Origin of the sequence: Pseudomonas sp. PAGU 2196 (assembly GCF_022179005.1) — a bacterium.
Lineage (GTDB): Bacteria > Pseudomonadota > Gammaproteobacteria > Pseudomonadales > Pseudomonadaceae > Aquipseudomonas > Aquipseudomonas kermanshahensis.
Map to the genome: position 1 here is coordinate 1 of NZ_BNTL01000034.1, position 22,183 is coordinate 22,183.

The 22,183-nt window shown below is 63.7% G+C and carries 19 protein-coding genes; 14 read left to right on the forward strand and 5 right to left on the reverse strand.

The features are described 5' to 3' along the window. Nucleotides 1–268: 268 nt before the first annotated feature. From sfnR to MFF34_RS24720, 4 genes are all read right to left on the reverse strand, one after another. Nucleotides 269–1,366, reverse strand: coding sequence for a sigma54-dependent transcriptional activator SfnR (gene sfnR / locus MFF34_RS24705; protein ID WP_238217042.1), 1,098 nt, complete (start codon nucleotides 1,364–1,366; stop codon nucleotides 269–271). Nucleotides 1,367–1,375: 9 nt separating this feature from the next. Then, on the reverse strand, nucleotides 1,376–2,563 hold the full coding sequence (locus MFF34_RS24710; RefSeq protein WP_238217043.1) for an acyl-CoA dehydrogenase family protein: 1,188 nt from the start codon (nucleotides 2,561–2,563) through the stop codon (nucleotides 1,376–1,378). Nucleotides 2,564–2,572: 9 nt separating this feature from the next. Further along, on the reverse strand, nucleotides 2,573–3,133 hold the full coding sequence (msuE, locus tag MFF34_RS24715) for an FMN reductase (protein ID WP_099428959.1): 561 nt from the start codon (nucleotides 3,131–3,133) through the stop codon (nucleotides 2,573–2,575). Between the two features lie 261 nt (nucleotides 3,134–3,394). Beyond that, nucleotides 3,395–3,994, reverse strand: coding sequence for a TetR/AcrR family transcriptional regulator (locus MFF34_RS24720; RefSeq protein WP_238217046.1), 600 nt, complete (start codon nucleotides 3,992–3,994; stop codon nucleotides 3,395–3,397). 84 nt (nucleotides 3,995–4,078) lie between these two features. Here MFF34_RS24720 and MFF34_RS24725 point away from each other — a divergent pair, with 84 nt between their 5' ends. The 9 genes from MFF34_RS24725 (at nucleotide 4,079) to MFF34_RS24765 (ending at nucleotide 16,005) form a co-directional block, all read left to right on the forward strand. After that, entirely contained in the window at nucleotides 4,079–4,828 is a 750-nt protein-coding gene (locus MFF34_RS24725) for an SDR family NAD(P)-dependent oxidoreductase (RefSeq protein WP_238217048.1), read from the forward strand. After that, a complete protein-coding gene (locus MFF34_RS24730) occupies nucleotides 4,821–5,576 on the forward strand; it encodes an SDR family oxidoreductase (RefSeq protein WP_238217050.1) in 756 nt (251 codons plus the stop codon). The genes MFF34_RS24725 and MFF34_RS24730 overlap by 8 nt, the downstream gene beginning before the upstream one ends. Before the next feature lie 174 nt (nucleotides 5,577–5,750). After that, on the forward strand, nucleotides 5,751–7,826 hold the full coding sequence (locus MFF34_RS24735; RefSeq protein WP_238217052.1) for a hydantoinase/oxoprolinase family protein: 2,076 nt from the start codon (nucleotides 5,751–5,753) through the stop codon (nucleotides 7,824–7,826). 23 nt (nucleotides 7,827–7,849) lie between these two features. Then, a complete protein-coding gene (locus MFF34_RS24740) occupies nucleotides 7,850–9,514 on the forward strand; it encodes a hydantoinase B/oxoprolinase family protein (RefSeq protein ID WP_238217054.1) in 1,665 nt (554 codons plus the stop codon). A gap of 3 nt (nucleotides 9,515–9,517) precedes the next feature. Further along, nucleotides 9,518–10,720, forward strand: a complete 1,203-nt coding sequence (locus tag MFF34_RS24745) for a pyridoxal phosphate-dependent aminotransferase (RefSeq protein WP_238217055.1) — start codon at nucleotides 9,518–9,520, stop codon at nucleotides 10,718–10,720. Nucleotides 10,721–10,745: 25 nt separating this feature from the next. Continuing rightward, on the forward strand, nucleotides 10,746–11,558 hold the full coding sequence (locus tag MFF34_RS24750) for an NAD(P)-dependent oxidoreductase (protein ID WP_238217057.1): 813 nt from the start codon (nucleotides 10,746–10,748) through the stop codon (nucleotides 11,556–11,558). A 27-nt stretch (nucleotides 11,559–11,585) separates the two neighbouring features. Further along, entirely contained in the window at nucleotides 11,586–12,782 is a 1,197-nt protein-coding gene (locus MFF34_RS24755; protein WP_238217059.1) for an FAD-binding oxidoreductase, read from the forward strand. A 24-nt stretch (nucleotides 12,783–12,806) separates the two neighbouring features. Continuing rightward, a complete protein-coding gene (locus tag MFF34_RS24760; RefSeq protein WP_238217061.1) occupies nucleotides 12,807–14,492 on the forward strand; it encodes a thiamine pyrophosphate-binding protein in 1,686 nt (561 codons plus the stop codon). Nucleotides 14,493–14,556: 64 nt separating this feature from the next. Then, entirely contained in the window at nucleotides 14,557–16,005 is a 1,449-nt protein-coding gene (locus MFF34_RS24765) for an NAD-dependent succinate-semialdehyde dehydrogenase (protein WP_238217064.1), read from the forward strand. Nucleotides 16,006–16,151: 146 nt separating this feature from the next. On the opposite strand, the gene MFF34_RS24770 is transcribed toward MFF34_RS24765, so the two are convergent. Continuing rightward, nucleotides 16,152–16,877 carry a FadR/GntR family transcriptional regulator gene (locus MFF34_RS24770; protein WP_238217066.1) on the reverse strand — a complete coding sequence of 242 codons (726 nt, stop codon included), beginning with the start codon at nucleotides 16,875–16,877 and terminating at the stop codon, nucleotides 16,152–16,154. 329 nt (nucleotides 16,878–17,206) lie between these two features. On the opposite strand from MFF34_RS24770, the gene MFF34_RS24775 reads away from it, so the two are divergent. From MFF34_RS24775 to MFF34_RS24795, 5 genes are all read left to right on the forward strand, one after another. Further along, nucleotides 17,207–18,355: a branched-chain amino acid ABC transporter substrate-binding protein gene (locus MFF34_RS24775; RefSeq protein ID WP_238217068.1), complete on the forward strand. Its 1,149-nt coding sequence runs from the start codon at nucleotides 17,207–17,209 to the stop codon at nucleotides 18,353–18,355. A gap of 140 nt (nucleotides 18,356–18,495) precedes the next feature. After that, complete coding sequence (locus MFF34_RS24780; RefSeq protein ID WP_238217070.1) at nucleotides 18,496–19,434, forward strand: branched-chain amino acid ABC transporter permease; 939 nt, start codon at nucleotides 18,496–18,498, stop codon at nucleotides 19,432–19,434. A 13-nt stretch (nucleotides 19,435–19,447) separates the two neighbouring features. Further along, nucleotides 19,448–20,659, forward strand: a complete 1,212-nt coding sequence (locus MFF34_RS24785; RefSeq protein ID WP_238217072.1) for an ABC transporter ATP-binding protein — start codon at nucleotides 19,448–19,450, stop codon at nucleotides 20,657–20,659. Next, nucleotides 20,656–21,429, forward strand: a complete 774-nt coding sequence (locus MFF34_RS24790; protein WP_238217074.1) for an ABC transporter ATP-binding protein — start codon at nucleotides 20,656–20,658, stop codon at nucleotides 21,427–21,429. The genes MFF34_RS24785 and MFF34_RS24790 overlap by 4 nt, the downstream gene beginning before the upstream one ends. Beyond that, a complete protein-coding gene (locus MFF34_RS24795; protein WP_238217077.1) occupies nucleotides 21,426–22,142 on the forward strand; it encodes an ABC transporter ATP-binding protein in 717 nt (238 codons plus the stop codon). Before MFF34_RS24790 ends, MFF34_RS24795 begins: the two co-directional genes overlap by 4 nt. Nucleotides 22,143–22,183 lie beyond the last annotated feature (41 nt).

Consider the following 22,183-nt stretch of genomic DNA (forward strand, 5'->3'; position numbering starts at 1 on the left):
GGCCAACCATGAGGCCAACCACGAAGCGAATCACGAAGCGAATCACAGTGTTGGCGAGGCCCACGGTGTAGGGCATGGCGCCGATGATGGTGCCGATCATGATGTCGGCGATGATCATGGCGGTGACCGCACCTAGCATTTGAGTGGCACATACCGGCCTCTTCGCGGGTAAACCCGCTCCCACAGGATCTTCACTGGCCTTGAAAGCAGTGGAATACCTGTGGGAGCGGGTTTACCCGCGAAGAGGCCGGTACAGGCACTGCACATTTCAAATCGACAACCGCACCACCCGGTTATCCATAACCTGCGATTCTTGCCCCCGCCTTTTGTTCACCACCAACTCGCCAATCGCAATCAGCCGGGTCCGGGTGATGTTGCGCGACAGCCCCAGCAACTGCGCGGTATGCACCTGGTTGTAATGGCAAAAACGGTACGCCGAGCGCAGCAGGGCATTTTCGACCTTCTCGTACAGCCCCCCGGGCTGCTCCTCGTACAATTGGCTAAACGCCCGCTGCAGCAGTTCCTCCACGGCATTGCTGGCAGGCTCCTCCTGCCGTTCGATACGCAGGTTGGACAGCCGCAAATCCTGCGCCTGGATCACCCCGTCAGCACAGGTCAACAAGCTGTGGTGAATGACGTTTTCCAACTCACGGATATTGCCCGGCCACGCATAGTCAACCAGCTTGGCCTGGGCCGTCGGGCTCAGTTCCACCGGCCCGTAGCCCAGCCGGTCGCTGTAGCTGCGAATGAAATGACGCGCCAATGGCAGGATGTCACCTGGCCGGTCACGCAGCGGGTGCAACTGCAAGGTCACCACGTTCAGCCGGTAATACAGGTCCTCGCGAAAATGCCCGGCATTGATGGCCTTCTCCAGCTGCACGTTGGTCGCCGCCAGCACCCGCACATTGATCGGGATGCTTTTGCGTGAACCCAGCCGCACCACTTCGCGCTCCTGCAACACCCGCAGCAGCTTGACCTGGATCGGCAAGGGCAGGTCGCCAATCTCATCGAGGAACAGCGTGCCACCGTCAGCCTCCTCGAACCAGCCGGCCTTGGCCGCCAGGGCGCCGGTGAAGGCGCCTTTTTCATGGCCGAACAGCTCGGCCTCCACCAGCGACTCGGAAAACGCCCCGCAATTGACCGCGACGAATGGGCCGTTACGCCGGCCGCTGAGGTTATGAATATGGCGTGCGACCAGCTCCTTGCCCGTGCCGGTTTCGCCGATGATCAGCACGCTCGCCTCACTCGGCGCGACCTGTTGCAGGTGGGCGAGCAGCGCCTGTGACCTGGGGTCTTCGAAAACCTGCGCGGTCGCCCTGATCGAGGTGGCCAGTGTCGGGGACGGGGGGAGGGTCAGTAGTTGCATGGGCAATCCTCAGGAATAGAAGGAGGGGGCAGGGCGCTTGCCGTTGAGGGCCCACTCGCCCAACTCATGGATGCGGTAGTCCACGGGGTCGTGCAGGGTCTGTGTCCTCAGGTTGCGCCAGTGGCGGTCGAAGCGCAGCGAGGCGTGGGTAGCGCGGGCACCGGTGACCTCGAACAGCCGGTTGCAGATATCCAGGCCATGGCGGCTGGCGGCAACCTTGGCAGTGCCGATGGCCAGGGCCAGGTCGCCGCGTTCCTCTGCGCTCAAAGCATGCTCCTTGGTCCAGGCGCTATCGAGCTGGCGGGCAGCGCGCTCGATCAGCAAACGGACGCTTTCCAGGCCGACCCAGAACTCGCCGTAATGGCGCAGCACATAAGGGTCTTCGGCAGTGGTGGTGGCGTTTGAGCGGAACCACGGCCGGCTTTCCTTGAGGGTGTACTGGCGGGCTTCCTCGTACGCGCCTTCGGCGATACCCAGGAACAGGTTGGTAAAATGCAGTTGCGCAATCAGCGGGCGCAAGGCGGCGAAGGGCGTGCTCAGCGGCCCTGGGTCGAGCAGCAGTTCAGTGTGCTCGACCCGCACTCGTTCAAACGTGGCGCTGCCGCTGTCGGTCTGGCGCTGGCCGATGTTGTGCCAGTCGCCGTGCAGGCTGATACCGGTGCGGCCACTGGGGATCGCGGCGATCAGCAGTTTGCCGCCCGCGCGTTCGTCCACGGCGGAGGCGATCAGCATTTCCGAGTCGCTGGCACCGGAGCAGAAGCTCTTCTTGCCAGAGAACTCGCACCAACCGTCGAAGTGCTTGACCACGGTGCGTGTGTCCAGCGGGTTGAGGGCGTTACCCCAAAACCACTGCTTGCGTGCAGTCTGCTCGAACCACGGCTGCCATTGGTCTGGGCGCGAAAACAGGCGCACGGTGGCCAGCATCAGGTGATGGAAACCGAAGACGTGGGCAATGGAGCTGTCGACCCGGGCGAACTCGCGCACCACTTCGAAAGTATCGAACCAGCTCGCGCCTTGGCCACCGAACGCTTGTGGGATAGCCAGCGACAACAGGCCGCTGCCACGCAGCGCGTCGCGCTCAGCCTTGGGCGTACCGCCGCGCTCGTCACGCTCGACGGCGGTCTGGGCGAACTGCCCAGCCAACTCGCGGGCGATGGCCAGGGCAGGGCGTGGTGCCGTGTTTACCGGTGCATTCATGGCCGCTCCTCAGGCGCTTTTGCGCAGCGCGTGATGGGCGCCGAACAGCGGCACAGCACGTTCGGCGGCCAGGCGGATACGCGCGGCGAGGGCCTCGCTGGAAACGCGGTAGTCGGCCAGTTCCGCTTGGCTGGCAAACACACCAATCGGCAGTGTCAGGGCCTGGAGGAAGCTGAACAGCGGGCGCAACTGGTGATCGAGCACCAGCGCGTGGCGCTCACTGCCCCCAGTGGCGGCGAGCAGCACTGGGGTGTCGACCAGGGCGTCCTGGCCAATAAGGTCGAACAGGTGCTTGAAGTGGCCGGTAAAGCTGCCGCGGTACACCGGCGTGGTCACCACCAGCAGGTCGGCCTTTTCCACCAGCCGCAGTTGCTGCTCCACGGCCTCGGGCAGCTCGCTTCGCCACAGGGCACTGCCCAACGGGCGGGCAATGTCACCCAGGTCGATGAGGTGGGGCTTGATGTTCAGGTGTTCGGCCAGTTCCGCGAGGATCGCCTCGGTCAGGGCCAAGGTGCGCGAAGGGCGGGAAGTACCGCCAGACAGGGCGACGACATTCAGTGGGGTGCTCATGGGCAAGTCTCCGGTTCGGGTTGAGCGGGGGACTTTGCTGGAGCAATCGTCGTGCCGTTTATAAAACCTATTTTAGATCAACTGGTTACGCGTTTTAGCGCCCGGGGCGATGTTGCCGTGCGGGCGCTGGCTGTTGATCGGGTGTTGCGCTGCAGACAGTTGGCCGGGTGTTGGCGGCTGTACAGTTGGGAGAGTTATAGAGGATTTGGGTGCGGCCAAAAAAGAATAAGAACTTATATTCTTATTCCGCTGACCATTCGGCTACAGAGGCATTGCGTGCTTAGACGGTTTGCCCGTCCCAACAATCCCCTGCACAAACATCACCAGTTGCTCCCGCGCCATCATCACCGCCCCCCACTGCGCCTGCCCGCACAGCAGGCCCAGCACTGCATGGGCAATCGACCGTGCGCGGGCTGCAGTTAGCCCGCATTCGGCCGCGACAATGTCGCTGAGCAGCCCGCTGTATTCGGCCTTCAACTGTTCCACCTGCAACACCTGCTCCTCACTCAGGTTGACCGCCTCGCGCGTCAGCAGGGTCAGCTTGTCTGGGTTGGCCTGGCTGTAGGCGACAAAGGCCTGGACGAAGCACTGCAAGCGCTCGCTGGTGGAGCCGGCGCCTTTGAGGCATTGTCGGGTTTCGTACAGCAAGTCGGCCAGGCTCGATTCGATCAGCTCGAACAATAGACCTTGCTTGCTCTCGATGTGGTGGTACAGCGACCCGGCATGCAAGCCCAGGTGGCTGGCCAGGTCGCGCAGGCCGATGGCCTGGTAGCCGCGGCTGGCAAACAGCGTGCTGGCCGCCTCCAGCAGGCGATCCCGGGCTTGCGGGGCAGGGACGGGCGAGAGGCTGGAGGCGGGCATGGCGGGACCTTTCGGCGAATTGATGTTTGACCAAATGTAAGACAACAGGCATCTTACGTAAAGACTCAATCGCGGAGGTGTTGTGTGGATAATCAAACGGTGGTGATCGTAGGTGGCGCCTCGGGTCTGGGCCTGGAAACAGCCCGGCTGATGGCCAAGCGTGGCGCCGGCAAGATCGGCCTGATCGACCGAAATGAGCAGTTGTTGGTACAAGCAGCCGAAGCGTTGCGCGGGCAGGGTGTAGAGGTGGCCATCGCGGTCGGCGACATCGCCCGCAAGGACACCGCCCATGCCGCCTTCGCCGAAATTGTCGAAGCCCTGGGCCGGGTCCATTGCCTGGTCAACAGCGCGGCGATCTACCCGCGCCAGGATATCTTCGAGATCAGCGATGAAGAGTGGGACCTGGAGAACGCCGTCAACATCAAAGGCACCTACCACATGATGGTCGCCGCCGTGCGCCACATGCAGCAGTACGTGGCAGCGCCCGCAGTGACGGGGCGTATCGTCAACGTCACCTCCGTGGATGCGTTCAAGGCTCACCCCCAGAATGCCCATTACGCGGCAACCAAGGCCGCGGTGGTCAGCCTGACCAAATCGTTCGCCCAGGCCTGTGCCAAGGACCAGATCCTGGTCAACTCGGTGGCCCCGGCCGGCTTTGCCACCGAACGCGCCAAGCAACTGGGCTTCCTGGGCGAGCTGGCAGCTGCCAACCCGCTGGGCCGCGCAGCGGAGCCGGCAGAAATCGCCGAATGGATCGTGATGATGGGCAGTAGCCGCAACAGCTACGCCACCGGCGAAAACGTGATCGTCAGCGGAGGCTACATCTATGCCTGAAGTCGCTTTCCCCGAGGGCTACCAGCGCGCGCTGGTGACCGGGGCCACCAGCGGTATCGGCAAGGCGATCGTGCTGGCGCTGCGCGATGCCGGCCTGCAGGTCATCGCTGTGGGGCGCAGCCCCGAAGCGTTGGCAGAACTTGCCCGTGAGCCGGGCGTGACAACCCTGCAGGCAGACGTGCGTGACTACCGTGCGTTGAGTACCGCGCTGGAGGGGCTGCCGGTGGACGTGCTGGTGAACAATGCTGGCATTCTCTCGACCCGTGCCGCCTTCCAGGACATTGACGAGGACGAGATCGACAACATGCTCGACATCAACCTCAAGGCGCCGCTGCACCTGACGCGCCAGGTGTTGCCGGGCATGCTCGAGCGGGGCAGGGGGCATCTGTTTTTCATCGGCTCCAGTGCCGGCCGCGCGCCACACCCAGGGGCCGCGGTGTATGGCGCTTCCAAGGCTGGCGTGAGCTTGTTCTGCGATGCCTTGCGCTGCGACCTGCTGGGCAGTGGCGTGCGGGTGACCGAGATTGCCCCGGGCCGAGTACAGACCCAGCTGTACAAGACGGCGATGGGCATGCAGGCGGCGGGCAGCGAGCTGTATGACGGTTATGAGTCGATCCAGCCGGCGGACATCGCCCAACTGCTGCTGGCGGCATTGAAGATGCCACGGCAGGTGGATGTGTCGCGGCTTGAAGTGTTCCCTACCGCACAGGCGGTGGGGGGTGGGCGGATGGTCAAGACAGCGGGCTGACCTGGGCGGCCTCTTCGCAGGTGTGTGGGAGCGGGTTTACCCGCGAAGAGGCCCTCGAAATCATTACAGAATTCCAGCCGCAGATGCTTGACCACATGTAAGACAACATATAACTTACATGAAGACCGTTTCAGCAGGTCAAGACAACTACAAAGCATTGCAGGGGATATGACGATGACTGCGACATCATGCCGGGTCGGCGTGGACATAGGCGGGACCTTCACCGATATCGCGCTGGATGTGGACGGCGTGCTGCATTCGACCAAGATCCTGACCGACTACGAGCTGCCCGAGCGGGCCATCCTCACCGGCGTGCGCCAGGTGGTGGAGCAGGCTGGCCTGGCCCTTTCGGATATCGATCAGCTGATCCATGGCACCACCCTGGCTACCAACGCGCTGATCGAGCGCCGCGGTGCACGCACCGCCTTCATCACCACCGAAGGCTTGCGTGACACCCTGGAGATGCGCACCGAAAACCGCTTCGAGCAGTACGACATCAACATTGTCCTGCCGCCGCCACTGATCGACCGCGAACACCGCTATACCCTGCGTGAACGCCTGGATGTCAAAGGCCGGGTGCTGATCGCCCCCGAGCAGGCCGAGATCGACGCGCTGGTCGAGCGCATCGCCGAAGGTGATTACCAGAGCGTGGCCATCGGCTTCATCCACAGTTATGTCAACGGCGCCCACGAACGTCAGCTGCGCGACGCGCTGCAGGCACGCCTGCCGCAGCTGTCGATCTCGATTTCCAGCGAAGTCTCACCGCAGATGCGCGAGTTCGAGCGCTTCAACACCGTGTGTGCCAACGCCTACGTCAAGCCGCTGATCAAGTCCTACCTCGACCGCCTGGTGGTGACCCTCAAGCAAGAGGGCGCCGATTGCCCGGTGTTCATGATCCACTCCGGTGGCGGCATCATCTCGGTGCAAAGCGCCGCCGAGTTCCCGGTGCGCCTGGTGGAGTCGGGGCCAGCCGGTGGTGCGATTTTCGCCGCTGATATCGCGCGCCGTTACCAATTGGAAAACGTGCTGTCGTTCGACATGGGCGGCACCACGGCGAAGATTTGCCTGATCGAGGACCAGGTGCCCAAAACCGCCAAGACCTTCGAAGTGGCCCGCACCTATCGCTTCAAGAAGGGCAGTGGCATGCCGATCTCCATCCCGGTGGTAGAAATGGTCGAGATCGGCGCTGGCGGCGGTTCGATCGCCAGCATCGACAGCATGCGCCAGATTCGCGTCGGCCCGCACAGCGCCGCTTCCGAACCCGGCCCGGCCTGCTATGGCAGAGGTGGCCTGGAGCCGACCATCACCGACGCCAACCTGCTGCTCGGCCGCCTGGATGCAGACAACTTCGCAGGGGGCGCCCTGCGCCTCTCCACCGACAGCGCCGCCAATGCCATGGCCCGGGTGATTGGCCAACCACTGGGCATCGCTGCCGACACGGCCGCCTTCGGCGTGTGTGAAGTGGTCGACGAAAACATGGCCAACGCCGGCCGTGTGCACGCCGTGGAAAGCGGCAAGGACATTGCCGACTACACCATGATCACCTTCGGCGGCGGCGGCCCGCTGCATGCAGCGCGGCTGTGCGAGAAGATGGGCGTGTCACGCTTCATCGTCCCAGCCGGTGCGGGGGTGGGCTCGGCCATCGGCTTCCTGCGGGCGCCGTTCGGCTACGAAGCCGTGCGCAGTGCGTTCGTGCGCTTGTCCGAATTCGATGCCGCGCGCATCAACGACCTGATCGCAGAAATGAAAGCCGAGTCGCTGGGCTTCCTGCGCCAGGGCATGCCCGAGGGTGAGCCGGAGATGGATTGCACCGCGTTCATGCGTTACGTCGGCCAGGGCTGGGAAATCCCCGTTGCGCTCCCGTTCAAGCCCTTCAGCAATGCCGATACCGCGCAGTTCAAAAGCCTCTTTGAAGAGGCCTACACGCACTTCTTCGGTCGCCCGATCGAGGGGCCAGACATCGAGATCGTCAGCTGGTCGGTCAAGGCCAGTTCGCCCCTGCCGCCGGTGCAGCAAGTGGAAGAGGTCAAGGCCTCCTACCGCGCCCAAGAGCAGGCCAAGCGCCCAGTGTTCGATGTGGCTGCCGGTGGTTTCGTCGAGGCCGGCATTCACCCGCGCGAAGCGCTGCAGGTGGGTGCCCGCGTCGACGGCCCGGCGATCATCGTCGAGCGCGAAACCTCGACCTTCGTCACCTCCAACTTCACCGCCACGGTCCAGCCAGACGGCTGCCTGCTGGTCGTGCGCCGCTAACGCCTGATTCGGAAGCCAGAACCATGAGCGATACGTTGATCGACATTCAAATGCAGGTGATGTGGAACCGCCTGGTCTCGGTGGTCGAAGAGCAGGCGCTGACGTTGATCCGCACCGCCTTCTCCACCAGTGTGCGTGAGGCGGGCGACCTGTCTGCCGGCGTCTTCGACCGCACCGGCAACATGCTGGCCCAGGCGGTCACCGGTACGCCGGGCCACGTCAATACCATGGCCGAGGCAGTGGCGCACTTCATCAATGACATTGGTGAGGACAACATCTTCGAGGGTGACGTCTATGTGACCAACGACCCGTGGAAGGGCACGGGCCACCTGCACGACATCACCATCGTTTCGCCGTCCTTCTACAAGGGCAGGCTGATCGGCTACTTCGCCAGCACCGCCCATGTGGTCGATATCGGTGGCCGCGGCTTTGGCCCGGATGCCCGCGAGGTGTATGAAGAAGGCCTGTTCATCCCGATCATGAAGCTGTTCGAGCGTGGCAAGGTCAACCGTGACCTGATCAACATCCTGCGCAACAACGTGCGCGAGAACGACCGCGTCGTGGGTGACTTCTACGCCTTGTCGGCATGCAACGAAACCGGCCACAAGCGCCTGCTCGACATGCTCGACGAGTTCCAGCTGGATGACCTGGAGCACATTGGCGGTTTCATTCTGGAGCACAGCCGCCGGGCCACGCTGGAATGCTTCAAATCGCTGCCCCACGGCACCTACAGCAACAGCATGACCTTGGACGGCTATGACGTGCCGGTGACCCTGGCGGTGACCCTCACCGTTGGCCCCGATGGCATCAAGAGCGACTTCACCGGCACCTCGGGCATGAGCCAGTTCGGCATCAACGTGCCCCTGGGCTATGCCAAGGCCTATGCCTGCTATGGGCTCAAATGCATCGTTGCGCCGGAGATCCCCAACAACACGGCGTCACTGGCGCCGTTCGAGGTCACTGCGCCCGAGGGTTGCATCCTCAATGCCAAGCACCCGGCGCCGGTGTCGGTGCGTCACGTACTGGGCCACTTCGTACCAGACCTGGTGCTGGGAGCGCTGCACAAGTGCCTGCCGGGCAAGGTCCCGGCAGAAGGCGCCAGTGCGCTGTGGAACCTGCACTTGAGCGTGCGTCCGTTGGAGAGCAACCCAAGTGGGCGCAACGCCGAGATGCTGATGTTCAACAGCGGTGGCATGGGCGCGCGCTCGGCGATGGATGGCCTGAGCGCCACGGCATTCCCCAGCGGCGTGCACACCATGCCAGTGGAGGCCACCGAGCATGCTGGCCCCGTGGTGGTCTGGCGCAAAGAGTTGCGTGAGGGCTCCGGTGGCGCGGGTCAGCTGCGCGGCGGCCTGGGCCAGGAAATTGAAGTGTCGGCGGCTGAGGGCTACAGCTTCCGCTTCAGCGCCATGTTCGACCGCATTCAGCATGCTGCCCGCGGCCTTGAGGGTGGGCAGGCCGGTGCCGAAGGCTACGTCGGCCTGGATGACGGCACCCTGCTGCGCGGCAAGGGCCAGCAGTTCGTCCCCGCAGAGCGCCGCCTGGTGCTGCGCCTGCCCGGTGGCGGCGGCTATGGCGACCCGCGTCAGCGCGACCGCCAGCAGGTCGAGCGGGACGTGCGCTTTGGCTACATCAGCGCCGAACAGGCGCGTGACGACTACGGCTTCGATGCCGCACAGGAGCGCTAGACCATGGATGTGCAAAGCAGCCGCGTACGCGCGGTAAAAAGCTCGCCGAGCATGGCCGTGTCGGTGCTGGCCAAGCAGATGCTGGCCCAGGGCGAGCCGGTGATCAACCTGAGCCTCGGCGAGCCGGACTACAACGTCCCGGGTCATGTCATCGAGGCCGCGCACCAGGCGATGCTGGCCGGCAACAACCACTACACCGGGCCCAACGGCCTGGAGGTGCTGCGCCAGGCCATCGTCGACAAGTTCGCCCGGGAAAACGACCTGGCCTATGGCCTGGATGAGATCTGCGTCGGCAACGGCGCCAAACAGCTGCTGTTCAACGCCTTCCTGGCCACCCTTGAGCCGGGTGACGAAGTGATCACCCCGGCGCCGTACTGGGTGTCGTACACCGACATGGCGATGCTCAACGGCGGCGTGCCCAAGGTCATACCGTGCGATGCGGCGCAGGGCTTCAAGCTCAAGCCTGATCAACTGGAGGCGGCCATCACCCCGCGCACCCGCTGGCTGATGCTGAATTCGCCGAACAACCCGAGCGGGGCGATCTTTACCCGTGAGGAGTTCGCTGCGCTGGGCGAGGTACTGGACCGTCACCCCCATGTGCTGGTGATCTCCGATGAGATCTACGAGCACATCGTCCTCGGCGACCAGCCCTTCGTGTCCTTTGTCACGGCGTGCCCGCACCTGCGCGAGCGCACCTTGCTGATCAACGGGGTGTCCAAGGCTTATGCCATGACCGGCTACCGCCTGGGCTACGCGGCAGGCCCCAAGGACCTGGTCGTCGCGATGAACAAGACCCAGTCGCAGACTACAACCTGCCCGTCGAGCATTTCTCAATTGGCAGCGATGGCGGCCCTCAATGGTCCGCAGGACTTCGTCCGCGAGGCCAACCGCGAGTACCAGGCGCGGGGTGCGCTGGTGGTGCGCGGGCTGGCCGACATCAAGGGGCTGAGCCTGCAAATGCCGCAAGGGGCGTTCTATGCCTTCCCCAATGTCGCGGCGTTCATGGGCAAACACACGCCAGATGGCCAGGTAATCGCCAACGATGCCGACCTGTCGGCCTACTTGCTGCGGGTCGGCAAGGTGGCCACCGTGCCGGGCTCGGCCTTCGGCCTGGAACCCTACATACGCCTGTCGTTCGCCACGTCGCGGCAGGAACTGGAACAAGCCCTGGGGCAATTGCGCGATGCGTTCGCGGCCTTGTCCTGAGCCCTTGCAGACAAAGAGGTAATACATGAGCAAGCCATTCAAACGCCTGCTGATCACCGGCGCCGCCGGGCGCCTGGGCAGCGTGCTGCGCAAGCACCTGGCAGCCTTTGCCGATGAGTTGCGCCTGACCGACATCGCTGACCTGGGCCATGCAGCGCCGCACGAGCAACTGATCCGCTGCGACTTGGCCAACTTCAACGATGTGCTGCCGCTGACCGAAGGCGTCGATGCCATTGTGCATGCCGGTGGCGTGCCGCTCGAAGACACCTTCGACAAGATCCTCAACGGCAACATCGTCGGCACCTACAACATCTACGAAGCGGCTCGACGCAATGGCGTGAAGCGGGTGGTGTACACCAGCTCCAACCATGCCATCGGCTTCTATGACCGCACCGAGACCATCGACGCCACTGCTGCGCATCGCCCCGACAGCCTGTACGGCGTCAGCAAGTGCTTCGCCGAGGACCTGGGCCGCTATTACTGGGACAAGTTCGGCGTCGAGTCGGTGAACCTGCGCATTGGCTCGTCGTTCCCCGAGCCCCTGGACCGACGCATGCTCGCCACCTGGCTGTCGTTCGACGACTTTGCCCAGCTCACCGAGCGCTCGCTGCTGGCGCCGCGGGTCGGGCACATGATCGTCTACGGCATGTCGGCCAACCGCGAAAGCCTGTGGGACAACCGCCTGGCGTCGTCGCTTGGCTACGTGCCCAAGGACAGCGCCGACAGCTACCGCGACAAGGTGCTGGCCGAGCACCCGCCGCTCGACCCGAACGAGCCTGCAGCGCGCTACCACGGTGGCAACTTCGCCGGCGCCGGGCACTTCGAAGACCCGATCTAACGCCCACATCAGAAGAGAGCTTATTCCATGGCTTCTACCGCTAAACAACACAACTACGATGTGGTGATCGTCGGCGGCGCGGTCAACGGCAGTGCCACCGCCTACTTCCTGGCCAATAACCCTGACTTCAAGGGGTCGGTACTGGTCATCGAGCGCGACTGGACCTACAACAAGTCGGCCACCGCGCTGTCGAGCAGCTCGATCCGCCAGCAGTTTTCCAACCCGATCAATATCGAAATCTCCAAGTTCGGCGCCGAGTTCGTGCGTAACTTCCCCGAGGTGATGGCGGTGGACGGCGACCGTCCGGACCTCGCCTTCCACGAGAACGGCTACCTGTTCCTGGGCGACGACAAGGGCTATGAAGTGCTGCGCCGGTTGCACGACACCCAGGTCTCGCATGGCGCCGATGTGCATTTGCTCGACCCTGAGCAGCTCCAGCGCAAGTTCCCGTGGGTGAACATCGACAGCCTGGCCGGGGCGAGCTACGGCCAGAGCGGTGAAGGCTGGTTCGACAGCCTGGGCATGCTCAACGGCTTCCGGCGCAAGGCGCGCGCGATGGGCATCGAGTACATCGAGAACGAGGTGGTGGGTATCCAGCGCGAAGGCGATCGCATCACCGCGGTGCAACTGGCCAGTGGCGAGCGCATCGGTTGTGGCCTGCTGGTCAACTGCGCCGGCACCCGGGGCACCAAGGTGGCGCGCATGGCCGGCCTGGACATCCCGGTCGAACCACGTCGCCGCTCGCTGTTCGTGTTCGACTGCCGCACCCCGCTGCAAGGCACCGTGCCGCTGACTATCGACCCGACCGGGGTGTTCTTCCGCCCTGAGGGCAAGTTCTACTTGGGCGGCACCTACCCGAAAAACGACCCGGAAGTGGACTTCGAAGACTTCGACGTACTGCACGAAGAGTTCGACGAAGAAGTCTGGCCGATCCTCGCCGAGCGCGTACCTGCCTTCGAGGGCATCAAGGTGGTCAACTTCTGGGCTGGTCACTACGACTTCTGCGTGCTCGACCATAACGCCATCGTCGGGCCGCACAACGAGGTCAGCAACTTCCTGTTCTGCAACGGCTTCAGTGGCCATGGCCTGCAACAGGCGCCGGCCATCGGCCGTGGGTTGTCCGAGCTGATCACCTATGGCAGCTACCGCTCGCTGGACCTGAGCGCGCTGTCCTACCAGCGGGTCATCGACAACAAGCCGTTTTTGGAAGACTCGGTCATCTGACTGCACTGCCTGAGGAGAACAACAATGAGTAACGCTGAAGTGAAGCGCAGTGGCGGTCAGGTACTGGTCGATGCCTTGCGGGTGAACGGCGTGGAGCGCGCTTTCTGTGTGCCGGGTGAAAGCTACCTGGCGGTGCTCGACGCGCTGCATGATGTGCAGGACGAAATTGACCTGATCGTCTGCCGCCAGGAGGGCGGGGCGGCGTACATGGCCGAGGCCTACGGCAAGCTCACCGGCAAGCCGGGTATCTGCTTCGTTACCCGTGGCCCTGGGGCCACCAATGCCTCGGTCGGTGTACACACCGCCTTCCAAGACTCCACGCCGATGCTGCTGTTCATTGGCCAGGTGGCCCGTGACCAGATTGAGCGCGAAGCCTTCCAGGAGGTGGATTACCGGCGCATGTTCGGCCAGATGGCCAAGTGGGTGGTGCAGATCGACGATGCGGCGCGCATCCCCGAACTGGTTAACCAAGCCTTCCAGCGCGCCATCAGCGGCCGCCCGGGGCCGGTGGTGATCGCGCTGCCGGAAGACATGCTCACCGACCTGGTGCAAGTTGCCGATGCTCGCCCGGCGCAGCGCGTTGAGGCGGCCCCGGCGCCTGCTGCGCTGGATGAGCTGCAAGCCTTGTTGGCCAAGGCGAGTAAGCCCCTGGTCATCGCCGGTGGGGGCGGTTGGAACGACCACGCCGTGGCTGACCTCAAGCGTTTCGTGCAGGTTCAAAATCTGCCGCTGGCGGCGTCATTCCGCTGCCAGGACCTGTTCGACAACACCGACCCGCATTACGCCGGCGACCTCGGCCTGGCAGCCGGTCCGATACTGGTCGATGCGGTGAAGCAATCGGACCTGCTGATCGTGGTCGGTGCCCGGCTGGGTGAGATGACCACAGGTGGCTACGCCCTGGTCGAGATCCCCACGCCCAAGCAGGCGTTGGTGCACGTGCATGCGAGCGCGGAGGAAATCGGCCGTGTCTATCAGCCGACTTTGGGGATCAATGCTGGCCCGGCCAGTTTCCTGAGCCAGGCTGCGGCGCTGCCAGCCGTGCAGCCGCACGCCTTCGGTGACTGGACCGCCAGCCTCAACAGCGGCTATCGCGGCAACTTCGAGACGCCGCGCTCGCCCGGCGCTGTGCAGATGAGCGAAGTGATCGCCTGGCTGAACAAGACCCTGCCAGCCGACAGTATCCTCACCTGCGGTGCCGGCAACTACACCGGTTGGGTGCACCGGGGCTACCAGCACCGGGTGTTCCGCACCTTGCTAGGGCCAACCAACGGCTCCATGGGCTACGGCGTGCCTGCAGCCGTGGCAGCCAAGCTGACCTATCCGCAGCGCACTGTGGTGGCGTTCGCGGGTGATGGTTGCTTCCTGATGAATGGCCAGGAGTTGGCCACGGCGGCGCACTACGATGCGCGGGTGATCACCGTGGTGGTCAACAACGGCATGTACGGCACCATCCGCATGCACCAGGAGCGGACCTACCCCGGCCGCGTGAGTGGCACCGAGCTGCACAATCCGGACTTCGCTGCGTTGGCTCGCGCCTATGGCCTGCATGGCGAAACCGTCACCCGCACCGAAGATTTCGCGGGGGCCTTCGAGCGCTGCCAGGCCTCGGGTAAACCGGCCCTGATCGAGGTGCAGGTCGACCCTGAAGCCTTGACCCCGCGCATGACCCTCAGCCAGATCCGCGACAAGGCCCTGCAGGCCAAGCGCTGATTTTGCCTCAGGTGGGGCGCTATTCGGCCCCCACCTTTTTTCTTACTCGAACGAGCCAATCGACATGAAACTTGCCGATCACGATCTGCTGCGTGAAGTGTGCTACATCGACGGGAAATGGCAGGCGGCCGACAACGGCCAGCGCATCGCCGTGACCAACCCGGCCAACGGCGAAGTGCTAGGCCATGTGCCGCGCATGGGCGTAGACGAAACCCGCCGCGCCATTGCCGCCGCTGAGCGTGCCTTGCCAGCCTGGCGGGCACTCACCGCCAAGGAGCGCGCTGCCCGGCTGCAGGCCTGGTTCCGCGAGATCCTCGCGCACCAGGAAGACCTGGCGCGCATCATGACCGCCGAGCAGGGCAAGCCGCTGGCCGAGTCCCGCGGCGAAATCGCATTTGCCGCCGCCTATGTCGAGTTCTATGCCGAGGAGGGCAAGCGCATTTATGGCGATGTCATTCCGTCGCCCAGTGCCGATCGGCGGCTGATCGTGACCAAGGAGCCAATCGGTGTGTGCGCAGCGATCACTCCGTGGAACTTCCCGGCCGCCATGATCACCCGCAAGGCGGCCCCCGCATTGGCGGCGGGTTGCACGCTGGTGCTCAAGCCGGCCTCGCAGACACCCTTCAGCGCCCTGGCGCTTTGCGTGCTGGCCGAGCGGGCGGGTATTCCAGCCGGCGTGTTCAGTGTGGTCACAGGCGACTCCGCCGCCATTGGTGGCGAGCTGACGGCCAGCCCGGTAGTGCGCAAGTTGTCGTTTACCGGTTCGACGCCGATTGGCATTCAGTTGCTGCAGCAGTCGGCAGCGACGGTGAAGAAAGTGACCCTGGAGCTGGGTGGCAACGCGCCTTTTATCGTGTTCGATGATGCTGACCTCGAAAAGGCGGTGGAAGGCGCGTTGATCGCCAAGTTTCGCAACAGCGGGCAGACCTGCGTGTGTGCCAACCGGTTCTTCATCCAGGGCGGGATCTACGCGCGTTTCGTCGAGCGCTTTGCCGAGCGGGTGCGTGAACTGGTGGTAGGGCAGGGTGATGCCCCGGGCACTCAGGTCGGGCCCATGATCGATGGGCGCGCCGCCCTGGGCGTCGAGCAACTGGTAGGCGAGGCGGTGGAGGGCGGTGCGCGGGTGGTGACCGGTGGCCGGCGGCATGCGATGGGCGAGGCGTTTTTCGAGCCGACCTTGCTGGCGGATGTAACGCCCGACATGCGGGTGGCGCGTGAAGAGATATTCGGGCCGGTGGCGCCGATTTTCCGCTTCAGCACTGAAGAGGAAGTGATCGCCCAGGCCAATGACACCGAGTTCGGCTTGGCTTGCTATGTGTATGCGCGGGATGTCGGGCGGGTGTGGCGGGTGTCCGAGGCGCTGGAGTATGGGATGGTTGGCGTGAACGTCGGGGTGGTGGCGACCGAAGTGGCGCCGTTTGGTGGGGTGAAGGCGTCGGGCTTGGGCAGGGAAGGTTCGCGCTACGGGATCGAGGATTACCTGGAGATCAAGTACGTGTGCCTGGGGCTTTGAGCTTTTAAACCAAGGACAGGGTATCCCACTGTAGGCGCAGCCTTGTGCTGCGAAGAGGCCGGTAAAAGCAGCGAAGATCTGCTGTTTTGTCACGGGCCTCTTCGCAGCACAAGGCTGCTCCAGTGAAGCGCGTTGCGTAAGGCAGGTCAGGCCTTGCTGTCGAGCAACCGCTGATACCGCGACAGGCTTTCTTCCAGGTGCTTGCGCAGCGCCGTGCGTGCGCTGTTCACATCACCCATGCTGATCGCCGAAAGAATCGCGCCATGCTCGCGGCCGATCTTCTTGATATGCGCCTGGCGGTTCTTGCCGGTCACCTGGCCATGCTTGAGGTTGAGGTCAAGGATGATGTCCGGCCCCAACGCTTCCAGCAGTTGGGTGAAGTGCGGGTTGTTGGTGGCGCGCGCGATGGCCAGGTGGAACTCGAAATCGGCCTTCGCTTCTTCCTCTTCCGTGGCCCCATCCAGCGAGTTGAAGCGGTCGAACGCTTCGGTGATCGCGGCCATGCTGGCTGGGCTGCGGCGCTCGGCAGCGCGGGCGACCGACTCGGTTTCAATCCCTAGGCGCAGTTCCAGAATCTGGGCGGCGGCGCGGACGTCATCGACCACGCTGTCGATGGCAAAGCCGATGCGCTTGACGTCTTGCTCGACCACGAACACGCCCACGCCCTGGCGCGCGATCAGGCGCCCGCCCAGGCGCAAGGAGGCCACGGCTTCGCGGACTACCGGGCGGCTGACGTTGAATTCCTTGCACAGCTCTTGCTCGGAGGGCAGCTTGGCCCCCGGGCCGTAGGTGCCATTGTCGATCCGGCTGGAAAGCTCCTGGATCACGGTTTCCGCCAGGTTGGCGCGACGCGTTCCTAACGACGCATTCATAAACAAGTTGCTCCTGAAACTGATTGGCTCATCACGGTGGTTCTCCGGCGGGTTGCGCGCAGCCCTCAAGCCTGTTGGGGCGGGATCCGTAGCCAACCCGCGGTGATGTTATGGGCATATGTTATCAAACATCTGACCAGGTGGCCTGAACGGCCGTTCCGGTCAGCTCGGATCCTTCGTCTTTGCACAGCTTTTTTTACCCGTTGCCGTAGCATACACCCATTGACAGTTGCCTGCTGACTGTTATCTTACAAGTGCGATGGCGTACCGGCCAAATCGCAAGCGGTAATCGATGTCGAGGTTCGTCCAATGACTACTGGGAGCTGAGCATGAATAACAACAAGGCAGGGCGTACTACCCTTGCGACCGCGGTAACGTTGCTGATGGCCATGGGGACGGCAAACGCAGCAGACAGTGAAATTGTCAGGATCGGCTTCGCCGGCCCCCTGACCGGGCCATCGGCACACCAGGGACAGGACGTCGAACATGGTATCCAGATCGCGCTGGAAGAGGCCAACCAGCAGCAACTGAAGCTCGGTGACAAGGTCGCGCAGTTCAAGCTGGTGTCCGAAGATGACGTGGCCGACCCACGCACCGGCACCGCAGTGGCCCAGCGCCTGGTGGATTCGAAGGTGGCAGTGGTGATCGGCCATTACAACTCTGGCACCAGCATACCCGCCTCGAAGATTTACGCCGCCGCTGGCATCCCGCAGATCTCGCCTTCGGCCACCAACCCGGCATTGACCCGCCAAGGCATCCCTTCGGTGTTCCGCGTGGTCAACGATGACGCCACCCTGGGTCGCTATGCCGGCAACTACCTGGTGGGCAAGCTCGAGGCCAAGCGCATCGCCATCTTCGACGACCGCACGGCCTACGGTCAGGGCCTGGCCGACGAGGTGACCAAGGCGGTCAAGGCGGCAGGCGGCAACGTGGTGGTGCGTGAGTACACCAACGACAAGTCCACCGATTTCAACGCCATCCTCACCACCGCCAAGGCGCAGAAAGCCGACGCGGTGTTCTTCGCGGCCCTCGACTACCAGGCCGCGCCCATGGCCAAGCAGATGAAAAACCTGGGCCTGAAGGCGCGCTTCATGAACATCGGCAACCTGCCCAACGATTCGTTCAAGCAGATGGCCGGCAGCGCCGCCGAAGGCACCTACGCCTGGAACTACGGCACGCCGTTGCTGGAAATGCCCAAGGGTGCGGCCTTCGAGCAAAAGCTCAAGGATAAGTTCGGGGTTGGCGTGGTGCAGTCCTCGCCAGCCGCCTACGACGCCACCTGGGCGGCCATCAGCGCGATGGTCAAGGCCGGCTCCGCCGACCCCAAAACCTACCTGCCGGTGCTCAAGCGCGAAAGCTATGACGGCGTGACCGGCACCATCGCCTTCGATGACCAGGGCAACCTCAAGAGCCCGGCAGCGACGGTGTTCCAGTTTGCCGACGGCGGCTGGAAGACCCTTTCGGTCGAGCGCGATTGACCGCCGCTGCGTTACACCCATAACAAGCAGGCCTGCGCCTGCGACATAACAAGAAGACTTTTCCCACCTGCCAGGCCAGTCGGTCGCGTGGCGCAGTATCGCCGCGCGCCGACGTCAACGCAGTTTCGAGGATTCAGCTCGTGGACGGTAATTTCGATATCTTGTTGCAACAGGTCCTCAACGGCCTGGTGCTGGGCAGCATCTACGCCCTGGTAGCCTTGGGCTACACCATGGTCTACGGCATCATCGGCCTGATCAACTTCGCCCATGGCGAAGTGGTGATGGTCGGCGCCATGGTGACCATTTCGGTACTGACGATGCTGGCGGGCGCAGGCTTCGCCCCCGGCATCATCACCTTGCTGCTGGCGATCATGGCCGCGGTGGTGGTGTGCATGCTGCTGGCCCAGGGCATGGAAAAGTACGCCTACCGACCCCTGCGCAAAGCGCCCCGGCTGACGCCGCTGATCCTCGCCATCGGCATTTCCATTGTTCTGCAGAACTTGGCGATGATGATCTGGGGGCGGGGTTACAAGACCTTCCCTGAGGTGGTTGAGACCCAGCCGATAGACGTGTTCGGCGCCACGGTCACCAACGTACAGCTGTCGATCATGCTGATTGCTGTGGTGATCATGCTCGGCCTCTGGCTGCTGGTGGACAAAACCCGCCTGGGCAAGGCCATGCGGGCCACCGCGCAAAACCAGGAAGTGGCTGGGCTGATGGGCATCAACATCAACCGGGTGATCAGTGCAACTTTCCTGATCGGTGCCAGCCTGGGTGCGATCGCCGGGGTCATGCGCGCAATCAACTACGGCCAGGCCGACGCCTACATGGGCTTGTTGCTGGGCCTCAAGGCCTTCTCGGCGGCGGTGCTTGGCGGTATCGGCAACCTGTTCGGCGCGATGGCCGGCGGCCTGTTGCTGGGGCTGATCGAGTCCCTGGCGGCAGGGTACACCGGGCAGATCACCGGCGGTTTCCTGGGGGCCAACTACCAGGACATCTTTGCCTTCGCGGTGCTGATCCTGGTGCTGTTGTTCCGCCCCAACGGGCTGCTTGGCGAACGCCAGGCCGACCGGGCGTAAGGAGGTGCACCCAATGAAAAACCTCAAGACGCAATACCTGCTGCTGATCCTCGGTTTCGTCGCCTTGCCGTTTTTGGTCGAAGCCATCCCGATGCTAGGCCCCACCTGGGTGCGCATCCTCGGCTTCGCCATGCTCTACGTGCTGCTGGCGCTGGGCCTGAACATCGTCATCGGGTATGCCGGCCTGCTCGACATGGGTTACATCGGCTTCTATGCCATCGGCGCCTACCTGTATGCCTTGCTGGCTTCACCGCACCTGCACATGGCCGGGCTCGTGGAGGGTGTGCTGGACTGGCCGCTGTGGATGATCATCCCGCTGGCGGCGGTTGCCGCTGCCATCTGCGGCGTGCTGATCGGCGCACCGGTGCTCAAGTTGCGCGGCGACTACCTGGCCATCGTTACCCTCGGCTTCGGTGAGATCATCCGCATCTTCATGAACAACCTGGACCAGCCGGTGAACCTCACCAACGGCCCCCAGGGCATCAGCAACATCGCACCGCTGCACGTGGACGGTGGCCCCTGGATGCATGCCGTGGGCGAGGCGCCGGCGCCCTTGCTGTCGCTGCAGCAGAGCTGGAGCCTGTTCGGCCTGAACGTCTCGCCAGTGGTCAGCTACTACCTGTTCTTCCTGTTCATCGTCATCCTTTGCATCGTGCTGTCCAAGCGCCTTGAGGTCTCGCGCATCGGCCGCGCCTGGATGGCCCTGCGCGAGGACGAAGTGGCGGCCGAAGCCATGGGCCTGAACAAGCGCAATCTGAAACTGCTGGCGTTCGCCATGGGGGCGACCTTTGGCGGTGTGTCCGGAGTGCTGTTCTCCAGTTACCAGGGCTTCGTCAGTCCCGAGTCGTTCACCCTGATGGAGTCGATCATGGTGCTGGCGATGGTGGTGCTGGGTGGTATGGGCTCGATTCGCGGCGTGGTGCTGGGGGCGTTGATCCTGTCGGTGATGCCTGAGCTGTTCCGTGACCTGGTCAACTGGGTTCAGCCCTGGGTCATGGACAACGTCACCTTCATCAGCCGCGACATCCTGCGCAACGTGCTGGATGCCTCGACCCTGCGCATGCTGGTATTTGGCTTGGCGCTGATCCTGGTGATGCGTTTTCGCCCCGAGGGCCTGTGGCCGTCAGGCCGGCGCCGCGCCGAGCTGCACGATGACGACCCGGAGCCTGCGCCCACGACTGACGTTTCCTTCGAACTCCCGGCCAAAGAGGTGGGCAAGGCATGAGCGACGTACTTCTCGAACTGCACCAGGTGAGCAAGTTCTTTGGCGGCCTGCAGGCGTTGCACGGCATCGACCTGAGCATCCGCCGGGGTGAGATCCGTGGTTTGTTAGGCCCTAACGGTGCCGGCAAGACCACATTGTTCAACGTGCTCACCGGGCTGTACCGGGCCGAGCAGGGGCGGGTGATGTTCGATGGCAAGCCCCTGCGCATCAGCAAGCCGCATAAGGTGGTGGAGGCCGGTATCTCGCGGACGTTCCAGAACATCCGCCTGTTCCACAACATGACAGCCCTGGAGAACGTCATGATCGGCCGCCACGTGCGCACCCGCAGTGGGGTGTTCGGCGCCATCTTGCGGACCCCGGCCTGCGTGCGCGAAGAGCGTGAAATTCGCCAGGCCGCGCGGCACTGGTTGAATTACGTGGGCATTGCCCACCTGGCCGGCGAGCTGGCCAAGAGCTTGTCCTATGGTGACCAGCGCCGCCTGGAAATCGCCCGGGCCCTGGCCACTGAACCCAAGCTGATCGCCCTGGACGAACCGGCGGCGGGCATGAACGCGTCGGAAACCGAAGGCCTGCGCCAACTGATGTGCAAGATGCAGGCGGACGGCAAGACGGTGCTGTTGATCGAGCATGACGTGAAGTTAGTGATGGGCCTGTGTGATCACATCACCGTGCTGGAGTTCGGCCGCAAGATCGCCGACGGCCTGCCGGCCGATGTGCGCAAGGACCCACGGGTGATCGAGGCGTACCTCGGCGCGGAGGCAGTGGCATGAAGAACATTCTGCAAGTGAGCGACCTCAAGGTCAGCTACGGCGCCATCCAGGCCATCAAGGGCATCGACCTGCGGGTGGGTGAGGGTGAGATGGTCGCTTTGATCGGCGCTAACGGTGCCGGCAAGACCACCACCCTGAAGACCTTGGCCGGCCTGTTGAAACCGACTGACGGCACGATCACCTTCGACGGCAAGGCCCATGCATCTATCAAAGGCCATGACCTGATCCGCGAAGGCCTGGCGCTGGTGCCGGAAGGGCGGGGTATTTTCCCCAAGCTGACCGTGCACGAGAACTTGGAGATGGGCGCCTTCACCCGTCGCGACGGCAAGGACGCCATCGGTGCCGATATCGAGCGCATGTATGGGATTTTCCCGCGGCTGAAGGAGCGTGCGCACCAATTGGCCGGGACCATGTCGGGCGGCGAGCAGCAGATGCTGGCCATCTCCCGCGCGCTGATGGGACGGCCCAAACTGTTGCTGCTGGACGAGCCGTCGATGGGGTTGGCACCGATCATCGTGCAGAAGATCTTCGAGACCATCGTCGAGGTGGTCAAGGGTGGCGTGACGCTGTTGCTGGTGGAGCAGAATGCCCGGCTGGCGCTGCAGACCTGCCAGCGCGCCTATGTGATCGACGGCGGGCGCATCAGCCTTGAAGGGTGCGCCAAAGAACTGCTGCATGACGACCAGGTGAAGAAGGCTTACCTGGGGGAATGACTGAGGCACTGGGGGCGTAAAGCGCCCCCCATAACACGCGA